The 20904-nt window shown below is 63.7% G+C and carries 18 protein-coding genes; 6 read left to right on the top strand and 12 right to left on the bottom strand.

Annotated features, from left to right (window positions below):
* The first annotated feature begins 51 nt into the window (after positions 1 to 51).
* The gene (locus AC5PZ0_RS19200) at positions 52 to 1488 is read left to right on the top strand and encodes a TolC family outer membrane protein (RefSeq protein ID WP_274882988.1); all 1437 of its coding nucleotides are present in this window, start codon (positions 52 to 54) and stop codon (positions 1486 to 1488) included.
* A gap of 114 nt (positions 1489 to 1602) precedes the next feature.
* Here the strand turns inward: AC5PZ0_RS19200 and waaA are convergent, their stop codons facing one another.
* Together waaA and AC5PZ0_RS19210 are read right to left on the bottom strand one after the other, a co-directional pair.
* Positions 1603 to 2874 carry a lipid IV(A) 3-deoxy-D-manno-octulosonic acid transferase gene (gene waaA / locus AC5PZ0_RS19205; RefSeq protein ID WP_099430595.1) on the bottom strand — a complete coding sequence of 424 codons (1272 nt, stop codon included), beginning with the start codon at positions 2872 to 2874 and terminating at the stop codon, positions 1603 to 1605.
* Between the two features lie 11 nt (positions 2875 to 2885).
* Positions 2886 to 3776 (bottom strand): LysR family transcriptional regulator, encoded by an 891-nt coding sequence (locus tag AC5PZ0_RS19210; RefSeq protein ID WP_493855513.1) that lies wholly within the window; start codon positions 3774 to 3776, stop codon positions 2886 to 2888.
* 85 nt (positions 3777 to 3861) lie between these two features.
* On the opposite strand from AC5PZ0_RS19210, the gene AC5PZ0_RS19215 reads away from it, so the two are divergent.
* The 4 genes from AC5PZ0_RS19215 to AC5PZ0_RS19230 are packed head-to-tail and all read left to right on the top strand — an operon-like array spanning position 3862 to position 7231.
* Complete coding sequence (locus tag AC5PZ0_RS19215) at positions 3862 to 4194, top strand: DMT family transporter (protein WP_008095055.1); 333 nt, start codon at positions 3862 to 3864, stop codon at positions 4192 to 4194.
* Between the two features lie 46 nt (positions 4195 to 4240).
* A complete protein-coding gene (locus tag AC5PZ0_RS19220; RefSeq protein ID WP_493855514.1) occupies positions 4241 to 5416 on the top strand; it encodes an NAD(P)/FAD-dependent oxidoreductase in 1176 nt (391 codons plus the stop codon).
* Complete coding sequence (locus AC5PZ0_RS19225; protein WP_085272294.1) at positions 5413 to 6225, top strand: aldo/keto reductase; 813 nt, start codon at positions 5413 to 5415, stop codon at positions 6223 to 6225. The genes AC5PZ0_RS19220 and AC5PZ0_RS19225 overlap by 4 nt, the downstream gene beginning before the upstream one ends.
* Positions 6226 to 6262: 37 nt before the next feature.
* Positions 6263 to 7231, top strand: coding sequence for a hypothetical protein (locus tag AC5PZ0_RS19230; RefSeq protein WP_027592496.1), 969 nt, complete (start codon positions 6263 to 6265; stop codon positions 7229 to 7231).
* Between the two features lie 160 nt (positions 7232 to 7391).
* Here AC5PZ0_RS19230 and hldE read toward each other — a convergent pair whose 3' ends face one another.
* From hldE to AC5PZ0_RS19245, 3 genes are all read right to left on the bottom strand, one after another.
* Complete coding sequence (gene hldE, locus AC5PZ0_RS19235) at positions 7392 to 8813, bottom strand: bifunctional D-glycero-beta-D-manno-heptose-7-phosphate kinase/D-glycero-beta-D-manno-heptose 1-phosphate adenylyltransferase HldE (protein ID WP_027592495.1); 1422 nt, start codon at positions 8811 to 8813, stop codon at positions 7392 to 7394.
* Between the two features lie 130 nt (positions 8814 to 8943).
* Positions 8944 to 10752 carry a lipid A export permease/ATP-binding protein MsbA gene (msbA, locus tag AC5PZ0_RS19240; RefSeq protein WP_027592494.1) on the bottom strand — a complete coding sequence of 603 codons (1809 nt, stop codon included), beginning with the start codon at positions 10750 to 10752 and terminating at the stop codon, positions 8944 to 8946.
* 15 nt (positions 10753 to 10767) lie between these two features.
* Positions 10768 to 11943: an O-antigen ligase family protein gene (locus tag AC5PZ0_RS19245; protein WP_493855515.1), complete on the bottom strand. Its 1176-nt coding sequence runs from the start codon at positions 11941 to 11943 to the stop codon at positions 10768 to 10770.
* 100 nt (positions 11944 to 12043) lie between these two features.
* Between AC5PZ0_RS19245 and AC5PZ0_RS19250 the strand changes: the two genes are divergently transcribed.
* On the top strand, positions 12044 to 12649 hold the full coding sequence (locus AC5PZ0_RS19250; RefSeq protein ID WP_027592492.1) for a hypothetical protein: 606 nt from the start codon (positions 12044 to 12046) through the stop codon (positions 12647 to 12649).
* A gap of 3 nt (positions 12650 to 12652) precedes the next feature.
* On the opposite strand, the gene AC5PZ0_RS19255 is transcribed toward AC5PZ0_RS19250, so the two are convergent.
* From AC5PZ0_RS19255 to AC5PZ0_RS19285, 7 genes are all read right to left on the bottom strand, one after another.
* Positions 12653 to 13744, bottom strand: coding sequence for a glycosyltransferase (locus AC5PZ0_RS19255; protein ID WP_493855516.1), 1092 nt, complete (start codon positions 13742 to 13744; stop codon positions 12653 to 12655).
* Between the two features lie 45 nt (positions 13745 to 13789).
* Entirely contained in the window at positions 13790 to 14563 is a 774-nt protein-coding gene (locus tag AC5PZ0_RS19260; RefSeq protein ID WP_027592490.1) for a glycosyltransferase family 2 protein, read from the bottom strand.
* A gap of 64 nt (positions 14564 to 14627) precedes the next feature.
* Entirely contained in the window at positions 14628 to 15584 is a 957-nt protein-coding gene (locus AC5PZ0_RS19265; RefSeq protein WP_493855517.1) for a glycosyltransferase family protein, read from the bottom strand.
* A gap of 48 nt (positions 15585 to 15632) precedes the next feature.
* The gene (locus tag AC5PZ0_RS19270) at positions 15633 to 17036 is read right to left on the bottom strand and encodes a PIG-L deacetylase family protein (RefSeq protein WP_493855520.1); all 1404 of its coding nucleotides are present in this window, start codon (positions 17034 to 17036) and stop codon (positions 15633 to 15635) included.
* The gene (locus AC5PZ0_RS19275; RefSeq protein WP_027592487.1) at positions 17033 to 17929 is read right to left on the bottom strand and encodes an antimicrobial resistance protein Mig-14; all 897 of its coding nucleotides are present in this window, start codon (positions 17927 to 17929) and stop codon (positions 17033 to 17035) included. Before AC5PZ0_RS19275 ends, AC5PZ0_RS19270 begins: the two co-directional genes overlap by 4 nt.
* Positions 17929 to 19059 carry a glycosyltransferase gene (locus AC5PZ0_RS19280; RefSeq protein WP_493855518.1) on the bottom strand — a complete coding sequence of 377 codons (1131 nt, stop codon included), beginning with the start codon at positions 19057 to 19059 and terminating at the stop codon, positions 17929 to 17931. Before AC5PZ0_RS19280 ends, AC5PZ0_RS19275 begins: the two co-directional genes overlap by 1 nt.
* On the bottom strand, positions 19043 to 20800 hold the full coding sequence (locus AC5PZ0_RS19285; protein ID WP_027592485.1) for a carbamoyltransferase family protein: 1758 nt from the start codon (positions 20798 to 20800) through the stop codon (positions 19043 to 19045). The genes AC5PZ0_RS19280 and AC5PZ0_RS19285 overlap by 17 nt, the downstream gene beginning before the upstream one ends.
* Between the last annotated feature and the right edge of the window lie 104 nt (positions 20801 to 20904).

Genomic DNA, 20904 nt, shown 5'->3' on the forward strand with positions numbered 1-20904 from the left:
CGCTCGATACTCAACAGTTCAGTAATTATATTTCGTACAAGGATTGCCTCTATGCTGCGCAAACTCTCACTGGCGATAGCCGTGTCTTGTGCGTCCAACGGAATGGCCTGGGCAGCAGAAATGCCCATGACGGTTAAAACCGACCTGGTCAGCGTCTACCAGGAAGCGGTCGACAACAACGCCGATCTTGCGGCAGCCCGCGCCGATTATGGCGCCCGCCGCGAAGTCGTCCCACAGGCCCGCGCCGGCCTGCTGCCGAACCTGTCGGCCGGTGCCGAGATGATGAACACCCGCACCAAGCTCGACGAGCCGTCCCTCACCGCCAACCGCAGCGGCAACTCCTGGAGCGCCACCCTGGCGCAGCCGGTGTTCCGTGCCGACCGCTGGTTCCAGTTGCAGGCGGCCGAGGCGGTCAACGAACAGGCGGCGCTGGAATTGTCTGCCACTGAGCAGAACCTGATCCTGCAGACCGCGCAAAGCTACTTTGCGGTGCTCCGGGCCCAGGACAACCTGGCCGCGACCAAGGCCGAGGAATCCGCCTTCAAGCGCCAGCTCGATCAGTCCAACGAACGTTTCGACGTGGGCCTTTCCGACAAGACCGACGTCTTGCAGTCCCAGGCCAGCTACGACACGGCCCGGGCCAACCGGATCATCGCCGAACGCCAGGTGCAGGATGCCTTCGAGGCGCTGGTGACGTTGACCAACCGCGAGTACTCGTCGATCCAGGGTGTGGTCCACACCTTGCCGATCCAGGTGCCTACGCCCAATGACGCCAAGTCCTGGGTAGAAACCGCCGCCCGCCAGAATCTCAACCTGCTGGCGACCAACTATGCCGTCGATGCCGCCGAAGAAACCCTGCGCCAGCGCAAGGCCGGCCATGCCCCAACCGTGGATGCGGTCGCCAAATACCAGAAAGGCGATAACGACAGCCTGGGCTTCACCAACTCGCCCGCGCAGCCAAACGTGCGTTATGGCAGCGATGTGGAACAGACCAGTATCGGCCTGCAACTGAACATCCCCATCTACAGTGGCGGCCTGACCAGCTCGCAAGTGCGCGAGGCCTACCAGCGCCTGAGCCAGAGCGAGCAACAGCGCGAAAGCCTGCGCCGCCAGGTGGTGGAAAACACCCGCAACCTGCACCGCGCGGTGAACACCGATGTGGAACAGGTGCAGGCACGCAAACAGTCGATCATTTCCAACCAGAGCGCGCTCGAAGCCACCGAAATCGGCTACCAGGTCGGTACCCGCAACATCGTCGACGTGCTCGACGCCCAGCGCCAGCTGTACACCTCGGTGCGTGATTACAACAACAGCCGCTATGACTACATTCTCGACAACCTGAGCCTGAAGCAGGCGGCGGGAACCCTGAGCCCGCAAGACCTGCAAGACCTCGGGCGCTACCTGAAGCCGGACTACAACCCGGACAAGGACTTCCTGCCACCGGACCTGGCGGCGGCGGCGGCGAAGAACTTCGAGCGCAGGCCCTGAGATAGATGTCGCGCCATTCGCGGGTAAACCCGCTCCCACAGGTTTCGTGCAGCTCGCAAGGAAAGCACCAACCCTGTGGGAGCGGGTTTACCCGCGAAAAAGCAATCGCCTATCTCAGCGGATAATCGCACCAAGACCATCCAGCAACCGCTGCAAGGCGCCCTGGTTTGCCCGCATCACCGCCCTGCCCGCCTCGCCCATGCGCTGGCGATCCTGCGGCAACTCGATCAACCGCCGCACCGCCTCGGCCAGCCCGTCGGCATCTTCGATCTGCTGCAACGCCCCGGCGTCCTTCAGCATCGCGCTGATCTCCAGGAAGTTGAACACATGCGGCCCCATGAGCACCGGCAAAGCCAGTGCTGCGGGCTCGAGCGGGTTGTGGCCGCCAGTGGCGACCAGGCTGCCGCCGACGAAGGCGATGTCGGCCAGGGCGTAGAGGAACAGCAACTCGCCCATGGTGTCGCCAAGCAGCACGCGGGCCTGGTCATCGACCGGGGTGCCGGCAGAGCGGCGCACGGTGGTGAACTGTTCGCTGCACTGGGCATGCACTGCATCGAACCGCTCCGGGTGGCGTGGCACCAGGATCAGCAGCGCATCGCCGTGCACCTGCAGCAGCTTCTGATGTGCCTGCAGGATCAGCGCGTCTTCACCTTCATGGGTGCTGGCGGCAATCCATACCGGGCGCTGGCTGGCGCCCCATTGCTCGCGCAGCGCCTTGGCGCGCGGCAGCAACTGGTCATCGACCTTCAGGTCGAACTTGATCGAACCGGTCACCTGCACGCATTCAGGGCGCGCGCCCAGGTCGCGAAAGCGCTGCGCTTCGGTTTCGGTCTGTACCGCGATCAGGTTCATCTCGGCGAGCATCGGCCGGGTCAACTTGGCAAAACGCCCATAACCACGGGCCGAGCGCTCGGACAACCGCGCATTGGCCAGCGCCACCGGGATGCCACGCTTGGCACACTGGTGAATGTGGTTAGGCCACAGTTCGGTTTCCATGATGATGCCCAGCTTCGGCTGCACATGGTCGAGAAAACGCCCGGCCGCCCACGGCAGGTCGTAGGGCAGGTAGCAATGCTGCACACGCGGTTCATCGGCGAACATCGCACGAATGCGCTCCGAGCCGGTCGGGGTCATGCAGGTAAGCGTGATCGGCAGGCCTGGGTAGGCCTTCAGCAGCGCCCGCACCATGGGCGCGGCGGCAATGCTTTCGCCCACCGACACCGCATGCACCCAGATGCCGCCCTGGCGCATGGGCGGTAGGCCGAAGGCAAAGCGCTCGCCGATGCGCTGGCCGTAGGCCGGTGCCTTGCGCGCCCGCAGGAACAGGCGCAGCGCAACCAGTGGCAGGCCCAGGTGAAACAGCAAGGTATAAAGAGTTCTGTTCATGGCGGCGAAGTTTACCCGATCGCGCGCAGGTGCACCGCAAAGCGCTCGGCCAGCCATTGCGCGGCAGGCCCCAGTGGCTCGTCACGGCGCCAAGCCAGTTCTACGACCAGTGCCGGTGGCCGCCACTCGCTGGCGAGCTCGACCATGTGCGCCTGGTAAGTGGGGTACTGCACCACGTGCCGGGGCAACCACGCCCAGCCCAGGCCACGCATCAGCAGCTCGGCCATGGCGTAGAAGCTGTCGGCACGCCAGATCTGCGGGCTGATCGCCTCGCCCCCGGGGTAGCCACTCTGTTGCGGGGCGATCAATAGCTGGCGATGGCGCGCCAATTGCTGGCGGTTGACCTTGGCCTGCTGCGCCAGTGGATGGCCGACCGCGCACACCGTGACCATTTCCACACTGCCCAAGGCACGACGCTCCAGCGATGCAGGCATGCTTTCGTGATGAAAGAACAGGCCAAGGTCAGCACGCCGCTCCACCAACTTGCGCGCCACATCGCCCTGGGCGCCGCTGGCCAGTTGCACTTCCAGGTACGGGTAGCGGCTGGCCAGTTCATCGAGGCTGTCGATCACCGGTTGATAGGGCATGGCCTCGTCCTGGGCGACACGCAGCAGGGCTTCCTGCCCACGCATCAGGGCCAGGGCACGGCCGTCGAGGCGCTCGCATTGGCGCAGCAGCTCGCGGGCGTCCTCCAACAGCGCGGTACCGTTTTCGGTCAACTTAGGCTGGCGGCCGCTGCTGCGGTCGAACAGGGTCACGCCCAGGTCGGCTTCAAGCATGGCGATTGCAGTGCTGATTGCCGACTGCGCCTTGCGCTGCTCACGGGCAACGGCGGAGAACGAGCGCAGCTCGACGACGCGGACGAAGGTGCGCAGTTGGTCGAGGTTCCAGTGATCCGCCATCAACCTATCTCCCATGGTGATGGGTAATGACTTTACCGCATCCAGGCGGCGTCTAGAATGCCCGACCAGTCACAGGAGAATTGCCATGAACGCCTACACCTACCTCGCTATTGCCATCTGCGCCGAAGTCATCGCCACTGCCTCCATGAAAGCAGTGAAGGGCCTGAGCACGCCGTTGCCATTGCTGTTGATGGTGGTCGGTTATGGCATTGCCTTCTGGATGCTGACCCTGGTGGTGCGCAGCATTCCGGTGGGTATCGCTTATGCCATCTGGTCGGGGCTGGGGATTGTGCTGATCAGTGTGGCAGCGCTGGTGATCTACGGGCAGAAGCTGGATGTGCCCGCAATGCTGGGCATGGCGATGATCGTTGGCGGGGTGGTTGTGATTCAGCTGTTTTCGAAAACTGCCGGGCATTGATGCGGGCTGTATACTTGCCAGCTGTCCCAGTCTTCGAGGTACCGCCATGCCAACCGCCATTTCCACTGACGTGCTGATCGTCGGCGCCGGGGTCGCAGGCCTCTGGCTCAATGCCCGGTTGCGCCGCCAGGGCTATTCGACCGTGCTGGTGGAACGCGCCAGCCTGGGTGGCGAGCAGACCATCAAGTCCCAGGGCATCATCCACGGCGGCACCAAGTACGCCCTGCACGGCGCCCTGACCGGCGCCTCGGAAGCGATCGCCGACATGCCGCGACGCTGGCGCGAGGCCTTGGCGGGCGATGGCGAGCTGCCGCTAGGCAAGACGCGCCTGCTGTCCGACGCGCACTACCTCTGGTCCCCCGGCACCCTGGCCGGTAACCTCACCAGCTTCTTCGCCAGCAAGGCCGTGCGCGGCCGCGTCGATCAGGTCAAGGGTGAGCAACTGCCGCCTGCCCTGCAGGACCGCGACTTCAAGGGCAAGGTCTATCGCCTGGCCGAGCTGGTCATCGACGTGCCCAGCCTGCTGGCCAACCTGGCCGAACTGGCCGGCGACAGCCTGCTCGCCGGCGAACGCATCGAACCCCTGCGTGAAGGCGACGAGCTGGTTGGCCTGCGCGTGGACGACCGTGAAATCCGTGCGCAACGTATCGTGCTCAGCGCCGGCGCCGGCACCGAAGACGTGCTGCACGCCTTGGGCCTGAGCCAGCCGGCCATGCAACGTCGCCCGTTGCACATGGTCATGGCCAAGGGGCCGAACCTCAAGCCACTGTATGCACACTGCCTGGGCGGCGGGCCCAAGCCACGGGTCACCATTACCACCCACCCGGCGGCGGATGGCCAGTGGGTCTGGTACCTCGGCGGCGACCTGGCCGAGGCCGATGGCGTAGCGCGTGAGCCTGCCGCGCAGATTGCCGCGGCGCAAAAGGAAATCGGCAACCTGCTGCCGTGGGTCGACCAAAGCCAGATTCGCTGGGCGACATTGCGCGTCGACCGCGCCGAACCGGCACAGTCGGGCCTGGTACGCCCGGACAACGCGTTTATTGCCGACCAGCAACGCCTGCTGGTGGGCTGGCCGACCAAGTTGGCGCTGGCCCCGGACTTCAGCGACCGGGTAATCGCCAAGCTTGAGCGCGATGGCATACGCCCCAGTGCCCAAGCCGATCTCTCTGGCCTGCCACGCCCTGCGCTGGGCGTACCTGCTTGGGAGCAACTGCTGCCATGAGCCTGCCGACCCTGCACGACTTCCATCGCCCCCTGGGCAGCACCGGCCTCACCGTTTCGCCCCTGGGCCTGGGCACGGTCAAGTTGGGCCGCGACCAAGGCGTGAAGTACCCGACCGGTTTCACCATCCCCGGCGATGACGAGGCCCGCATGCTGCTGGCCCAGGCGCGCGAACTGGGGATCAACCTGATCGACACCGCCCCGGCCTATGGCCGCAGCGAAGAGCGCCTTGGCCCGCTGCTGCGCGGCCAGCGTGATGAGTGGGTGATCGTCAGCAAGGTCGGCGAAGAATTCGACAACGGGCTCTCCCACTTCGACTTCAGCGCCGCCCATACCCGCCGCTCGGTCGAACGCAGCCTGCGCCTGCTGGAAACCGACCACATCGAACTGGTGTTGGTGCATTCCGACGGCAATGACTTGGCCATCCTCGAACAGCAAGAGGTCTACCAGACACTGGCCGCCCTCAAGCAGGAAGGCAAGATCCTCGGCTACGGGCTGTCCGGCAAGACCGTCGCTGGCGGCCTCAAAGCCCTGGAACAGGGCGACTGCGCCATGGTCACCTACAACCTGAACGAGCAGGCAGAACGCCCGGTGCTGGACTACGCTGCCGAGCACGGCAAGGCGATTCTGGTTAAAAAAGCCTTGGCCAGCGGGCATATCTGCCTGGCGCCTGGGGTTGACCCGGTGCAGGCCAGTTTCGAGCTGCTGTTCTCCCACCCGGGGGTCAGCAGTGCTATCGTCGGCACCATCAATCCCTTGCACCTGGCCCATAACGTGGCCACCGTGGCCCGAATTCTGGGCCAGCATTGAGCCGCCCTCGCGGGCGTCCGACAGGAGGAGGAACCTCGTGCCGCGTACGCTGATCCGCAAGAACCCGAGCAACTTCAAGACACTGCCGCTGCATGTCGAGGCAACTGCCGAAGGCCTGGTCTACCAGAGCATCGGCATGCCGCTGAACTTCGCCCAGACCCAACAGCGGCGCAGGGCCATCCAATTGCCCGACACTCAGCGTTTCGTGGCCGAGCTGGCCAACCTGGGCGTTTCGGTACGCCTGACCCTGCATTGGCAAAACCGTGATTACTGGGTACTGGTGCGCCAGCGGCGCCAGGACCGTGGCGACGTGGTGCTGAAGCTGATTTCAGGCTACGTCCCCGCTCAAGAGCTCAACTTGCCGCTGCACACCGCCGTCCAGGAAGTGGCCGAGGAGTGCTTGCTGGAAACACCGGAAGGCTGGCTGGGCGGGCGCTTCAACGACACCTGGCTACCGGCGCCCTACGCCGCCGCACTGCACTACCGCGAAGCGCTGCCTTTTGTGCTGACGCCGGAGTCTGGCGCGGCACGGCCGGTGCATTGCGGCAAGCTGATGCTGCTGGAGCGGCCGCGGGCTTACGTGCACCTGCCGACCGCCTCGTTGCAGCTGATCTATGACATGCGCCTGCAGGTACCCAAGGACGCCAAAAAACTCAGCTTGTTCCATGTCGACGAACGCCTGGAAGGTGACCAATTGGTGGCCCGGCTGAATCGCAAGCGCCCAGACCTGTACCTGATGCCATTGGAAGAAGGCCGACCGTTGGCCGAGCTCTATACGCTGAAAAAGGACGAGCTGGTGCCGGCGAGCACACGCGGGCTTTACCTGGCAGAGAGCTTTGCCCGGCAAGAAGGCTGGGTGGTCACCGATGAGCGAATTCGCTGGCGGGATTGGGTGAAGCAGCAGGGCTTGGTGGAGGCCAAGCCAGGTCGGGCTTCACACCTGCAGCGGTTTGGCGACAAGGCACGGGCGCTGCTAGCGCGGGCGCGGACCTCGCTGAACAAATAAATTCACGCGCGCGCCCTGTAGGAGCAGCCTTGTGCTGCAAAGAGGCCGGTGAAAGCACCATAGATTGAGGGTGCTGTCACCGGCCTCTTCGCAGCACAAGGCTGCTCCTACAATGACCGCGCATTGTGCAGGTACAACAAGCGCGCAGTGCGCAGGTACATCAATGCTTGCGGATCTTCTCGACAATCGCCGTGGTCGAGCTGTTTTCAACCAGCCCGAGCACCTTCACGGTCCCGCCATAGGCCTTGACGATATCGGCGCCGACCACCTGGTCGATACCATAGTCGCCGCCTTTGACCAGCACATCCGGCTTCACCTGGCTCAGCAGGTTTTCCGGCGTACCTTCCGGGAAGCTGATCACCCAATCCACCGCCCCTAGCCCCGCCAGTACCGCCATGCGGCGGTCGACGCTGTTGATCGGGCGGCCTGGGCCTTTAAGGCGGCTGACCGACGCATCGTCGTTGACCGCGACGATCAGCCGATCGCCCTGGGCCCGCGCCTGCTCCAGGTAGGTGACGTGGCCGGCATGCAGAATATCGAAGCAGCCGTTGGTGAAGACGATTTTCTCGTTGTGCGCACGCGCATCATCAATCGCCAGCAACAGTTGCTCCAGGCCCAGCACACCGCGCTCGGAACCTTCTTCGCGCTGGATCGCCCGGCGCAGCTCAGGCGCGCTGATTGCCGCCGTGCCCAGTTTGCCCACCACGATGCCCGCAGCCAGATTGGCCAAGGCAACCGCGTGTGGCAGTTCTTCACCGGCCGCGATGGCTGCCGCCAGGGTAGAGATCACGGTATCGCCGGCACCGGTCACATCGAACACTTCACGCGCCCGGGCCGGCAAGTGCAATGCGGGTTGGCCGGTACGCAGCAGGGTCATGCCATGCTCGCCACGGGTGACCAGCAAGGCGCCCAGGTCGAGGTCCAGCAGCAGCTGCAGGCCCTTGGCGACCAGCTCCGCCTCATCGGCGCAACGGCCGACGATGGCTTCGAACTCGCTGAGGTTCGGGGTAATCAGGCTGGCACCGCGGTAGATGGAAAAATCCTTGCCCTTGGGGTCGGCCAACACCGGAATACCCTTGGCGCGTGCGGCCTGGATCAGGCTCTGGTGGTTTTTCAACGCACCTTTGCCGTAGTCGGACAACACCAGCACCTTGACGCCATCGAGCAGGCTGTCGACCTCCGCGCCCAACGACAGCGGATCGGTGGCGAACGGTTCTTCGAAGTCGATACGCAGCAGCTGCTGGTGGCGGCTCATGACCCGCAACTTGACGATGGTCGGCTGGTGCGCGATGCGTTGGAACACCGAGCGCACGCCTGCAGCTTGCAGGCTGTTGGCCAGGCTGTCGGCGGCCTCGTCCTGGCCGGTGACACCGATCAGCGACGCCGGTGCGCCCAGGGCGGCGATGTTCAAGGCAACGTTGGCCGCGCCGCCGGGGCGATCCTCGATCTGATCGACCTTGACCACCGGGACTGGCGCTTCAGGCGAGATACGCGAAGTACCGCCATGCCAGTAGCGGTCGAGCATGACATCGCCGACCACCAGTACCGGGGCTTGATCGAAACGCGGCATGGACAACTTCATGGGCAACCCATATGAAAATAATGAACAGGGGCAGGATATTAGCACAGGGTAAGCGACGGCTTTATGGCCAGATCGGGCCCATGAAAATTCCGGTGACAATCGGGGCCGGCGAGGCCCCGATCAACGAGGTTCAGGTGATATCGGCCTTGGCCGGCTCATCCAGGCCCATCGCATGCAGGCGGGCATAATGGCCATTCGCCTGAAGCAACTCGGCATGGGTACCGCGCTCTACTAAGCGGCCCTGGTCCATCACCAGAATCAGGTCGGCCTTCTCGATGGTCGACAGGCGGTGGGCGATGACCAAGGTGGTCCGCCCTTCCATCACGTGATCCAGTGCGGCCTGGATATGCCGCTCGGACTCGGTATCCAGCGCCGAGGTCGCCTCGTCGAGGATCAGCAGTGGCGCGTCCTTGAGCAACGCGCGGGCAATCGCCAGGCGCTGGCGCTGGCCGCCGGACAGCAACACGCCGTTCTCGCCAACCTCGGTATCGAAGCCTTTCGGCAGCTTGTCGACGAACTCCTTGGCATAGGCATCGGCAGCCGCCGCCTCGATGTCCTCGCGCGGTGCACCGGCCAGGTCGCCGTAGGCGATGTTGTTGGCGACCGTGTCGTTGAACAAGGTGACGTGCTGGGTGACCTGGGACACATGGCGACGCAAATTGCGCAGGCGATAGTTCTCGATCTCCTCGCCATCGAGCAGAATCTGCCCTTTGTCGTGGTGATAGAAGCGCGGAATCAACGCCGCCAGGGTCGACTTGCCGCTGCCGGAGCGGCCTACCAAGGCAATCATCTGCCCCGGTTCAGCAACAAAGCTGATATCGCTCAGCACCTCACGGTCGGTGCCGGGGTAGGTGAAGCTGAGGTTACGCACTTCCAGACGGCCTTCTACCTGCGCCTTCTCAAGGGTGCCCGTGTCTACCTCGGGCTCTTCGTCGAGCTGTTCGAAGATGCTTTCTGCGCCGGCGAGGCCCTTCTGGATGGTCGAGCTGACTTCGGACAGCTGGCGGATCGGTTTCGGCAGCAGACCAGCCGCGGTGATGTAGGCCACCAGGTCACCGGCGGTCGAGTCACCACGGAGGTACAGCACCAGGAACATCAAGGCCGCCATGGCGGTGTAGATCACCAACTGCAGCATCGGCGTGTACAGCGAGCCGGTCTTGGTCATGCGCAGTTGCTTGTCGGTGTTGCTTTGGCTCGCGCGGCCAAAACGCTGCTGTTCGTAAGCCTCGCCGCCGAAGCTGCGCACCACGCGATAGCCCTGGATGGTCTCGGAGGCGACGTGGGTCACATCGCCCATGGCCACCTGGATCTTCTTGCTCTGCTTGCGGAATTTCTTGCTGGCAACGCTGACCATCACCGCAATCACCGGCAGGATGGCAACCATCACCAAGGTCAGGTGCCAGTTCATCCACAGCAGGTAGGCGAACAGGAAGACCACCGTCAGGCCTTCGCGGATCACGACCTTGATCGCGTCGGTCGCAGCGCCGGTGACCATGGTCACGTTGAAGGTGATGCGCGAGATCAGGTGCCCCGAGTTGTGGTTGTCGAAGTAGCGGTTGGGCAACACCAGCAACTTGTTGAACAACTCCACACGCAGGTCATGCACCAGGCACAGGGAAACCTTGGCCAGGAAGTAGTTGCCCAGAAACGAGCCCAACCCCTGCCAGGCCGCGATCAGGATGATCAGCAGCGGCACCGCCTGCAGCAGCTGCAGGTCGCGCAGGTAAGGCACGGTAGGGAACAACACCGCTTGCGGATTGCTCAGGCCATCGACGAAATACTTGAGGATCCCGGCCAGCATCGGCTGGGTCGAGGCGAAGATCACGAAACCGACGATGCTCAGCAGGAAAATGCCGGCATAGGGTTTCACGTAGCTCAGCAGCCGGAAGTAGATCTTCAGGCTGGAGGTATGCTCCGCGGTTCGCGGTGTTTCGGCCATCATCGAGCTCGCTGTTCAGGTTGAACCGGAAATTTTACCACAGGCGTCATTTTCGGCACGCCCCCAAGGCAACATCATGGCCAGGCCGACCGGCAGCCAGCTGATGAACCACTCTGCACGCGGCGTACCGGTGAGGCTGGCGGCATCGAACTGCATGGCCAGGGTCGAGTAAACCCAGAAGCACAGCAGGATCTTGCCGAACAGCGTGCCGCGTGCCCGGACAATTTCAGCCAGGGTGTACAGCCACACGGCCACCCACAGCAGCATGCCGGGCAGGCCCATTTCCACGGCAACGTGGGTGAACATGTTGTGGGTATGGTCGAAGTGCAGGCCAACGGCGTTCACATCGTACGCCGCGCCCAGCCCCAGCCCAGTCCAAGGGTGGGCGGCGATCATGTTCAGCACCGCATGGAAAATCTCCGGGCGGTACGATGAGCCGCGCTCGGCGATCAGGCTGAACAGGGTGTAGAAGGCCGCAGCGGTGGCGATCATGGCGAGGATGGCGAACAGCCGGCTGTGGCGGTCGCGGAACCACAGCGGCGCCAGCACCACAGTGATGACCAGGGCCAGCACCGCGCCACGGCTCTGGCTAAGCACCGCGAAGGCCCCCAGGCAGGCCAGCGCCACCAGCCAGGCCAACTGCAGGCCGCGATGACGCGGCGGTTGGTAAAGCAGCATCAGCGCGGCAGCGCCAATCACATAAGCGCCCAGGATCGGGTGCGAAATCTCGCCGATCCCCCCCAGCCGTACCGGCAGCGGGTTGCCCTGCACACCATAGAAGTTGATGATCGAGATCAGCGCGGCGAGGCCCAGCAAGCCGCTGCCAAACGCCAACAAGTGGCGAATTCGCCGCTGACCACGCTGCGCCAACAGCGGGAATGCCATCAGAAACACCAGGATATAAATCAGCCGCTTGATTTCGCGCCCGGGTTCCTCTGACGGCGACCAGGCCAAACTGATCCCGCTCCAGGCCAGCAACAGCAGCACGCTCGCCCACAACGCCGGCTGGCGCCGCCAAGCCTCAGCCAGCACCTGCCGGGCAGACCACGCCAACAGCAACGTCGGCAACCACAAGAACAGCACCAGCCCTTGCTGGTACAGCTTATTGCTGGGCGCCAGCGCAATCGCCGCCAAGAACCAGACCAGACCCAATCCTAACCAGGCGCGCGCCCAGTTTTTTTCATACAACATCCTTTCCCCCGATGAATCAAAGACACCATCCATGGTGCTACCGCATTATTTTCGGCATTATTGCCGGTCATTTTGCTCGCCAGACGACAAGGCCCTATTCATGCAATGCTCCCGGCTCACCCAGGTCGAATTCGATCAGCTGACACTAGGCGCACAGGTGCTAGAGGCAGACAGCCATGGCGCCAAAGTCTACCTGCTCGAGAATGGTAATTTCCTCAAGGTTTTTCGTCGCAAGCGACTGATTTCATCTGCGCTGCTGCGCCCCTATTCCCAGCGCTTCGTCGACAACGCCGCGCGCCTGGCGCAATTGGGCATTCCTACCCTTGAGGTGATCAGCCAGCACAAGCTTGACTTGCCCGGCAGAACGGCGGTGCTGTACCGCCCGCTGCCTGGGCGCACGCTGCTGCAGATGTCGCGCGACGCTGACTTCAGCTGGGACACTTACCTGCCGCGGTTGATCGAGTTGATCCGCCAACTGCACCGCAGCGGTGTCTACTTCCGCTCGTTGCACCTGGGCAATGTCGTGGTCACCCCCGACCAGCGCCTGGGCTTGATCGACGTGGCCGACATGCGCTTCCTGCGCCCGCCGCTGTCTGCACGCATGATTCGGCGCAACGTGCAGCACATGGTGAACTACATTCAGCGGGAGAACCTGGGTGACCGGTTCCCCCTCGCCGACTTCGAGGCCGCCCTGCTGGCCCGCTAACACTTAACCGCGCAGCAGGCTTTGCGAACCGTTCTGGAAAGCCTGCCAGGCCTGCTCCGGCGCCAATGCCTGGCGTTGCCGGGCAGCCAGCGCTGTGGCGCCGGGCACGCTGCAGCGCTCTATCGCCGCGGCCCAGGCTGATTGGTCAGCAATTGGCAGGTAGCCACCGGTGTCCAGCAACTGCTCACGGAAGACCAACAGGTCGCTGCAGACCACCGGCACATCGGCCATCACCGCCTCTTGCACGACCAACCCCAAGCCTTCTGACCGCGAAGGCACCAGTAGCCAGTCAAACGCGCGGTAGAGCTGCTGTAGGTCTTCACGGTGACCGCACAGGTGCACACGCCCGGCCAGGCCCAACTCGTCGATGCGCGCTTGCAGCACGGCATGCAAGGGGCCTTCACCGATGATGGCGAGTTGCAGATCAGGCTTGTGGATAGCGGCCTTGGCAAACGCCTCGATCAGCATTTCAAAGCCTTTGCTTTCGACCAGCCGCCCCACTGCACCCAACACCTGCCCATTGCCGGGCTGCAACGCCAGCGCTTGCCGGGCCTGCTCGCGGCTCAACAGCGGCTCGACGAACGCCCGTGGGTCCAGCGCCATGCGCAGGGTCTGTACGGGCCTGCCGAGATCACGTTCAAGGGCTTCGGCAAGCGTATGGGAAACCGCCGCAATGCTCAGGCGCTCGGCGGGCAGCGTGCGCAACAAGCGGATGTCGCTTGCCGTCAGCCGTGTCTTGCCATGGAACAGCACCTTGGCGCGTACGTTGGGAATCTGCTGCAACAGCGGCAGCACCAGCCGGGCGACGCCGACACCATCGAGCAGCACGATTTCGGCCTGGGCCTCGGCCAGCGCCTTGCGCAGCCGCATGCGCAGCCACGGGCGCAGCAGGCGCCACAGGTTCCGGCCCTTGAGCGCACGCGGTGGCATGTGCCACTCCCGGGTCGAACCGAGCCCACAGCAAAGCCCGCTGCCTAATAGCAGCCAGTTGCTGATCCTGGCATCGGGGCCCGCATGAGACAGCACCTGTCGATGAACCTTGTGGATGGACATGTACGGCGAACCGCCTGCCCACATCATATTGACGATGTTCATGGGGTTAGCGCCCCTCTCCCGCTCAAGTCAGGTGGGACTGCGACTTCATTGAACAAAAATGGTGATACCCATGCCGATTACGGCACCCGCCACCAGCGTCAATGCCAGCTTTATTCGATCACGTTGACGACGTTTGGCCTTGCGCTCTACTTCTACCGGCAAGGTCACGTGATTACCAAATCCTGTGTGCAATACTGCATCACCCTCCAAGGTGACCGCTGTCAGATTTAACTCTGAATAGCGACGGGAAAGCGCCTTTTCTCCAGCATAGGCGGCAAATGGCGCACAGCGCTGATAATCGCTCAGTCGACGCAGGCCGGGGTTGAGCGAAAACGCTTGCCAGTCGGCCTTCTCGGACAGCAATGGGTAGCACGGCACGCCCGCGATCACCTGGCGATCGCCCAGGTGGATGTAGGGGCTGTGCACGGCCAGGTCGTGGGCATGGCTGCGCAGCCAGACCTGCAGCAGGTTGGGGCTGACCTCCAGGATGGCCCGGGAATCTTCGACAAAGCCCTGCCGATAGAAATGCCAGTCATCCTCGCAGTGGAAGATGTAGGGCGTCTTGACGTGGCTATAAGCCAGGTCGATCGACGGCAGCTGGCCCAGTTTTGGCCGGTTGACGAACACCGTGCAGTGCGGTTTCCAGTGCTCCGGCACTGCCCCATGCACGGCCTCGTCACCTGAATCTTCGGTGATGAAGACTTCGCGAATGGGCGCGGTGTTGTAGCGATCGAAACTCTCAAGGGTATCTTTGAGCAGATCGAACCGCCCACAACTTGTCACGACCAGCGTGACGTCACTCTCATTTGAAAAGCGCACCGGACTCCCTCCGCATTGCGACAATCGACTTCCAGCGCCCGCTCCGTAGGCACGAAAGCTCTTTTTAAATACCCAGCTTCAGGCGTAGCCGCTGCCAGGCAGACAACGGCGGATGAGGCCTGAGCGCAGGGCGCATGTGGTCGACGATGCTACGTCCAACTTCACCGAAACTGAAACGGGAAACCGCCAGATGGCGGCCATTTTCTGCAATCCGCTGTGCCAGCGCAGGGTCGGCCCGCAAACGGCCAAGCTTTTCCTGGAGGGTCGGAATGCTGTCGTAGAACACCACGTTGTGCATGTCTTGCAGGCCCAGGGCGCGGTTTTCTTCCGCGCCCTGGTCGAACGCCAGCAACACACAGCCACAGGCCATGGCTTCGAAGTTCTTGATCATGTACTCGCCCATGCCGACGTCGGCACTGACGAAGTAACGAATACGGTTGAGCGTGTTGCAGTAGTCCTCGCCCGACTTGGTACGGGTCACTACCAGGTTCTCGACCCGCCCCAGCTCGTCCAGCAGCGCCTTGCGCCCACTGTAGGCAACGCTGTTGGTGCTGCCCACGAACGCCAGTTCGATGTCGCGCTCACGCCCTTGGTCGGTCAGCAGGTGCTCATCGTAGCCTTTGGGCACGAATACCGCGTCGAAGCCTTCCTGGCGCAGGCGCTCACTGACCATGTAGCCCGAACTGATCACCCGCGCCCACGGCAGCTTGCGGTAATGCGCGCTGAACTTGCCGGTGTACTTGCAGGGGATGTAGTTCTGGTAGGCGTCGTGCTCGAGGATGACCAGGTTAGGCACCGTCTGGATGAACGCCACTTGGCGGATCTCCTGCTTGAAGCGCAGGAAGAACACGATGCGGTCATAACGCTCCACCTGCACTTCACGTTTGAAGTAGCGGCGCAGGTTACGCTGGTCTTCACTGGTCAGCCAGCGCAGGTCACATTCGCAGTTGGCCGCGACGCCATCGTACAGGCGGTCGAGGATCGCCCGCTGTTCCTTCTGCACCAGAAATAAGACTTTCATTGCGTTCCTTGGGCGCTCAGCGCCATCGCGGTCAACCAGGGGGCGCGCCTACAGCTCACGCCGCCAGAACAGTTCATGTCGGCGCACGGCCTTGCGGAAGAATTCGTTCTCGCCGTAGGGCGACGGCCGGCGCCCGGCCAGCCAGCGTTGCAACAGGCGGCGCAGGCGGCGCTTGAACGGCGCTGGGGGCTGCAGGTCGTGCATCATGCCCAGGGCCATGGCCTTGTCGTGTTGGGTCGGCAGGCCCAGCACCAGCGCGCACGGCGCCCACGGCTGGTCGGCACTCAGTTGCGGCGGCAAGGCCACACCGTCGCCACTGTCACCCATCGGCCAGCGGTCGTTGTCATGCAGGTGGTTGGCGTAGCACAGCAGCGTTTGCGGCTGCCACTCCAGGCCCTGCAAGGCTTCCAGCACGGCCGCCTGGGCACAGATATGGTCAGGGTGCGGGTCGAGTTGCGGGTGCGGCATGACCAGCACTTCGGGCTTGGCCATGGCCAGCAACGCGCGCAGGTCGGCCAGCAGGTTGTGCCAGGTCGGCGCACCATCACTGTCGGCGGGCAGCGCGAAGGGGTTGAACTGGCGGAACGGGCGGATATCGGCCATGTCGGCTTCGCGTGAAGCGGCCGGCACATCCGGCGCGGCCTGCATGGCCGGCAGTTGCAGGCAGAAGTAGCCCAACTGCACACAGCGCGATTCCGGCACGCCCGCCCAGCGCGGCACGGCAATGCTGTCCCAGGCACGCAAACGGCCTTTGAGGCGCGCCGCCTCGGCTTTGCCCAAGCCCATCTGTTGATAGTGCTCGGCTTCGATTTCGCCGGCAGTCAGGGTGACCACCCAGGTTTCGTCGGCTTGGCTGTACAGGCCATAAGCTGCCAGCTCAGCGTCATCGGCATGGGGCGCAATGACCATCACGCGACGGCGCTGCAACTCGACGCTGGGGGTTATCCACAGGCGCGGTTCGCCCTGCAGCCGGCAATGGCGGCCATGCATACGCAGCGTACCGGCCTGGAGCGGCGCGGCCAGGCCGGTCAGGTTGAGGAAGCGAACCCCGTCGACACCGCGCTCGAACGCCTGCCGGTCCGTCAGCTCATCCGCCAACAGCTCCACCCGCGGGTCGAGAAACCGCCCCAACCAGGTGCTCTTTACCCGCAGCTCCAGGACCAGGGTTTCGTCGCCTTGCAGCGCTGCGTCGGCCTTCAACAGGCCGTTTTGCAGGCTGGCCGAGGCTGCGCGGGCCTGCTCACCGAAGTTGTAGGCATAGTCCTCGGTGGGCGCGTAGAACAGGTGGTCCGCGAACCAGGCCTCGTGGGCGGCCCACACCAGCGGCAGCAACAACAGCGGCAGCCACCACCAGCTGAATACACCCAGCCCGATCAGCACGAGCAGGCCTGCAAGCAGGCCCAGGCGCTTGTTGCGCCGGTGGCGCTTGAGCAACTGCTGCTTGCGGCTCACGCCTGAAACACCGGCACGGGATTGCACCAGCGGTCCTTGTACTCGCGGTCGGCGCGACCGAACGAGAACCGCAGGGGTTTGTTACGCGCCCGGGCGTCTTCCCAGGCCGCCTGGGTATTCAGGAAGCTCAGCACGCTCCCGGGGCTGAACGCCTTGGTTTCCGGGTCGACACCGCCATTGACGTACTCGACGCTGATCCACTCGGGCGCCTCGACGCGATACACCAACTGAATCGCGATGGGCTTGTCGTCGAGCAACAGCACCGAACCAATCAACAACTCGCGCAAACGCTCGAGCACCTCGTCAATGCGCTCGGCACCGGTGGCCGGGAAGCCCCAGCGACGCTGGAACAGGTCACGGTACATGGCGGCAATCTGGCCGGCGTCAAAGTCACTGATCGGCCGCACCACCCCGCCCGCCTCTTCCAGCAAACGCAACTCGCGGCGCTGGTTGTAGCGAAACTTTTTCGACAGGTCCTCGTGGGCACGGGCCATGGCCAACTGCTCGGTCTGCGCCTTGAGCCCGGTGAAGCGGCCCTGGTTCAGCTCGGACAGGTAACGCGCGGCATGGCGCAGTGGCGCGCCAGCATCGGCGGCGGCCGGCAGGATGATCTCGGCGTTGCCGAGGTCGAACAGGCCTTTCTTGCCCGCACGCTTGAGCACGTCCTTGGACAGCGCCAGGTGGCGCCCCCACGTCGGGATCGCTGCCTTCAGCTCGCCGCCTTGCAGCCAACCCAAGTAGCGCACGGGAATTTGCGCCAGCTCGGCCAACTGCTCGACCACCAGCGGGTGCGTGGCCACGCTGCCGCCAAATCGTGCCCAGGCTTCGGCATACGCGTTGGCGTCGATGACTTGCCAGCCGCGTTCGCGGAAGGCTTGGATATGATTGAGCATCACGCCTGCGCCACCAGGGCACGCACCTGCGGCAACTGCCAGAAGGCCTCGCGCACCGCCGGGTCAGAAAAGCGCTGGCGCAGGCGTTGCAGCATGTGCTCGGCGCACGCTTCGCGCTGCTGCTCATCCAGCGTGGCCATGTGCTTCAGGCCTTGGGCCAGCTGCCCAGCGTCACCGAGCGGGAACAGCACACCCACACCTTCGACCACTTCGCGGGCACCGCCGCAGGCCGTGGCCAGCACCGGTACGCCCGCCACCATGGCTTCAAGCAGGACCATGCCGAACGGCTCGTGGTCCGAACTCAAAGCGAACACATCGAACGCGGTGAAATAACGGCGGGCATCCGGCACCTGGCCGAGGAAGTCCACTTGCGCGGCGATACCCAGCTCGGCAGCCAGTGCCTTGAGCTCGGCTTCCAGGCGGCCTTTGCCCAGTATCGCCAGGCGCGCGCCAGCAGGCAGCCCCGGCAGCGCTTGGGCAAAACCGCGCAACAGCGTGGCCTGGTCTTTGTCCGGGTGCAGGCGGCCGACGTTGCCGACGATCCACGCCTGAGGGTCGAGGCCAAGTGCCTCGCGCGCTGCGTCCCGAGGCACCAATGCAGCCTGCAGGGCCTCGATGTCGATACGGTTGTACAGGGTCTGGATACGTTCAGCCGGCCATGCGGGCAGGCAGCGGCGCATGTCGTCCCGCACCGCATCGGAAACGCCGAGCAGGCTCAGGCGCTTGCTGAACAGGTTGGCAAACAGCCGCCGCCCTTTGCGCTGATAGTCGCCAAAGGCGTGGTGCACACCGATCACCGGCAGGCCAGTGCCCAACAAGGCGACATAGATCGGCTTGAACCGGTGGGCGATGCAGAAACTGAAATGGCGCTCAGCCGCAATCCGCCGCAAAGCACGGATGGCGCCAAGCTTCAGCCCACGCACGGCCTTGGAGCTGAACTCCAGGAACAGCACCTCGTCCGACGCGCAGCCGGCCGCGACCTGCGGGTCGGCGGCGCCGGTGAGAAACACCGTGGTGACCTGGTAGCCACGCCCCTGAAACAGGCTAGCGTACTGACGGGCACAGTCCAGAAACGGCCCGTCATAGCCATGGCAGAACTGCAGGATGCGCGGTTCAGAGCGGCTGGTCATACGCGGCCGCGCCGTCCTTCACTACCAGGATGTCTTCCATGATCAGGTACTGCAGGTCCGAGCCGAAGAACATGTTCAGGGCATCGGTCGGCGAGCAGATCATCGGTTCACCCCGGCGGTTCAGCGAGGTGTTCAGCGACACGCCGTTGCCGGTCAGGTTTTCCAGCGCCTTCATCATGTCGTAGTAACGCGGGTTGTATTCGCGCTTGAGCACCTGGGCACGCGAAGTGCCGTCCTCGTGGACCACCTCCGGTACGCGGGTTTTCCACTCTTCAGCCACTTCGAAGGTGAAGGTCATGAACGGCGCCGGGTGATCGACCTTGATCATCTGCGGGGCGACGGTGTCGAGCATCGACGGGCAGAAAGGTCTCCAGCGCTCGCGGAACTTGATCTGGTGGTTGATGCGGTCAGCCACGCCTTCTACGCTCGGGCAGCCGATGATCGAACGACCACCCAGGGCGCGCGGGCCGAATTCCATGCGGCCCTGGAACCAGGCCACCGGGTTGCCGTCGACCATGATCTTGGCGATCTGCTCGGGCATGTTGTCGAGCTTGCGCCACTTCGGCTGGTCCGGGTGACGGGCACAGGCGGCGATCACGTCCTCGTTGGAGTACGACGGGCCGAGGTAGACGTGTTCCATCTTCTCGACCGGCACGCCGCGGGCATGGGACACATAGGCCGCGGCACCCACCGCAGTACCGGCATCACCGGAAGCAGGCTGAACGAACAGCTCCTTCACATCCGGGCGAGCGATGATCTTCTGGTTGAGCTTGACGTTCAGCGCGCAGCCGCCGGCGAAGGCCAGCTTGCCGGTCTGCTTCAAGGTATCGCCCAGGTAATGGTCGATCATCTGCAGGGCCAGCTTCTCGAACAGCGCCTGCATGCTGGCGGCGTAGTGGATGTACGGCTCGTCGGCGATGTCGCCTTCGCGCTTAGGGCCCAGCCACTCGATCAGCTTCGGCGAGAAGTAGAAACCCTTGCCCTTCTCTTTATAGCGGCGCAGGCCGATGACGTTGGCGTATTCGGTGTTGATCACCAGTTCGCCGTTCTCGAAGCTGGCCAGGCGCGAGAAGTCATATTTGCTGGCATCGCCGTACGGCGCCATGCCCATGACCTTGAACTCGCCGTCGAGCATTTCGAAACCGAGGAACTCGGTGATCGCTCCATACAGGCCGCCCAGGGAGTCCGGGTCGAAGAATTCCTTGATCTTGTGGATCTTGCCGTTTTCGCCATAGCCGAAGAAGGTCGTGGCGTACTCGCCCTTACCGTCAATACCCAGGATCGCGGTCTTTTCCTTGAAACCCGAGCAGTGGTAGGCGCTGGAGGCGTGAGCCAGGTGGTGCTCGACCGGTTCGATCTTGACCTTTTTCGGGTCGAAGCCCAGTTGCTCCAGGCACCAGACGATCTTCTTGCGGTAGCGCTTGTAGCGACGGTTGCCCATCAGGATCGCGTCGAGGGCGCGGTCCGGGGCATACCAGTAGCGCTTGGCATAGTGCCAGCGGGCCTTGCCGAACAGGCTGATCGGGGCGAACGGAATGGCTACCACGTCGACGTCGGATGGCTTGATGCCTGCCTGCTCCAGGCAGAACTTCGCCGACTCGTAGGGCATGCGGTTCTTCGCATGCTTGTCACGCACGAAGCGCTCTTCTTCGGCGGCGGCAATCAGCTTGCCGTCAATGTACAGGGCCGCGGAAGGGTCATGGCTAAGGGCGCCGGACAGGCCAAGAATCGTCAATGCCAAGGGATTAGCCTCTTCTTTCGGTAGAGATGCGCCAACGGCCTCGTGGGCGGATGGCGGCTAAAGGGCGAGATTATAACGCAAACAATTCCAACTGGCCCTATCGC

The sequence above is a fragment of the Pseudomonas sp. 5.2 genome (assembly GCF_059025405.1).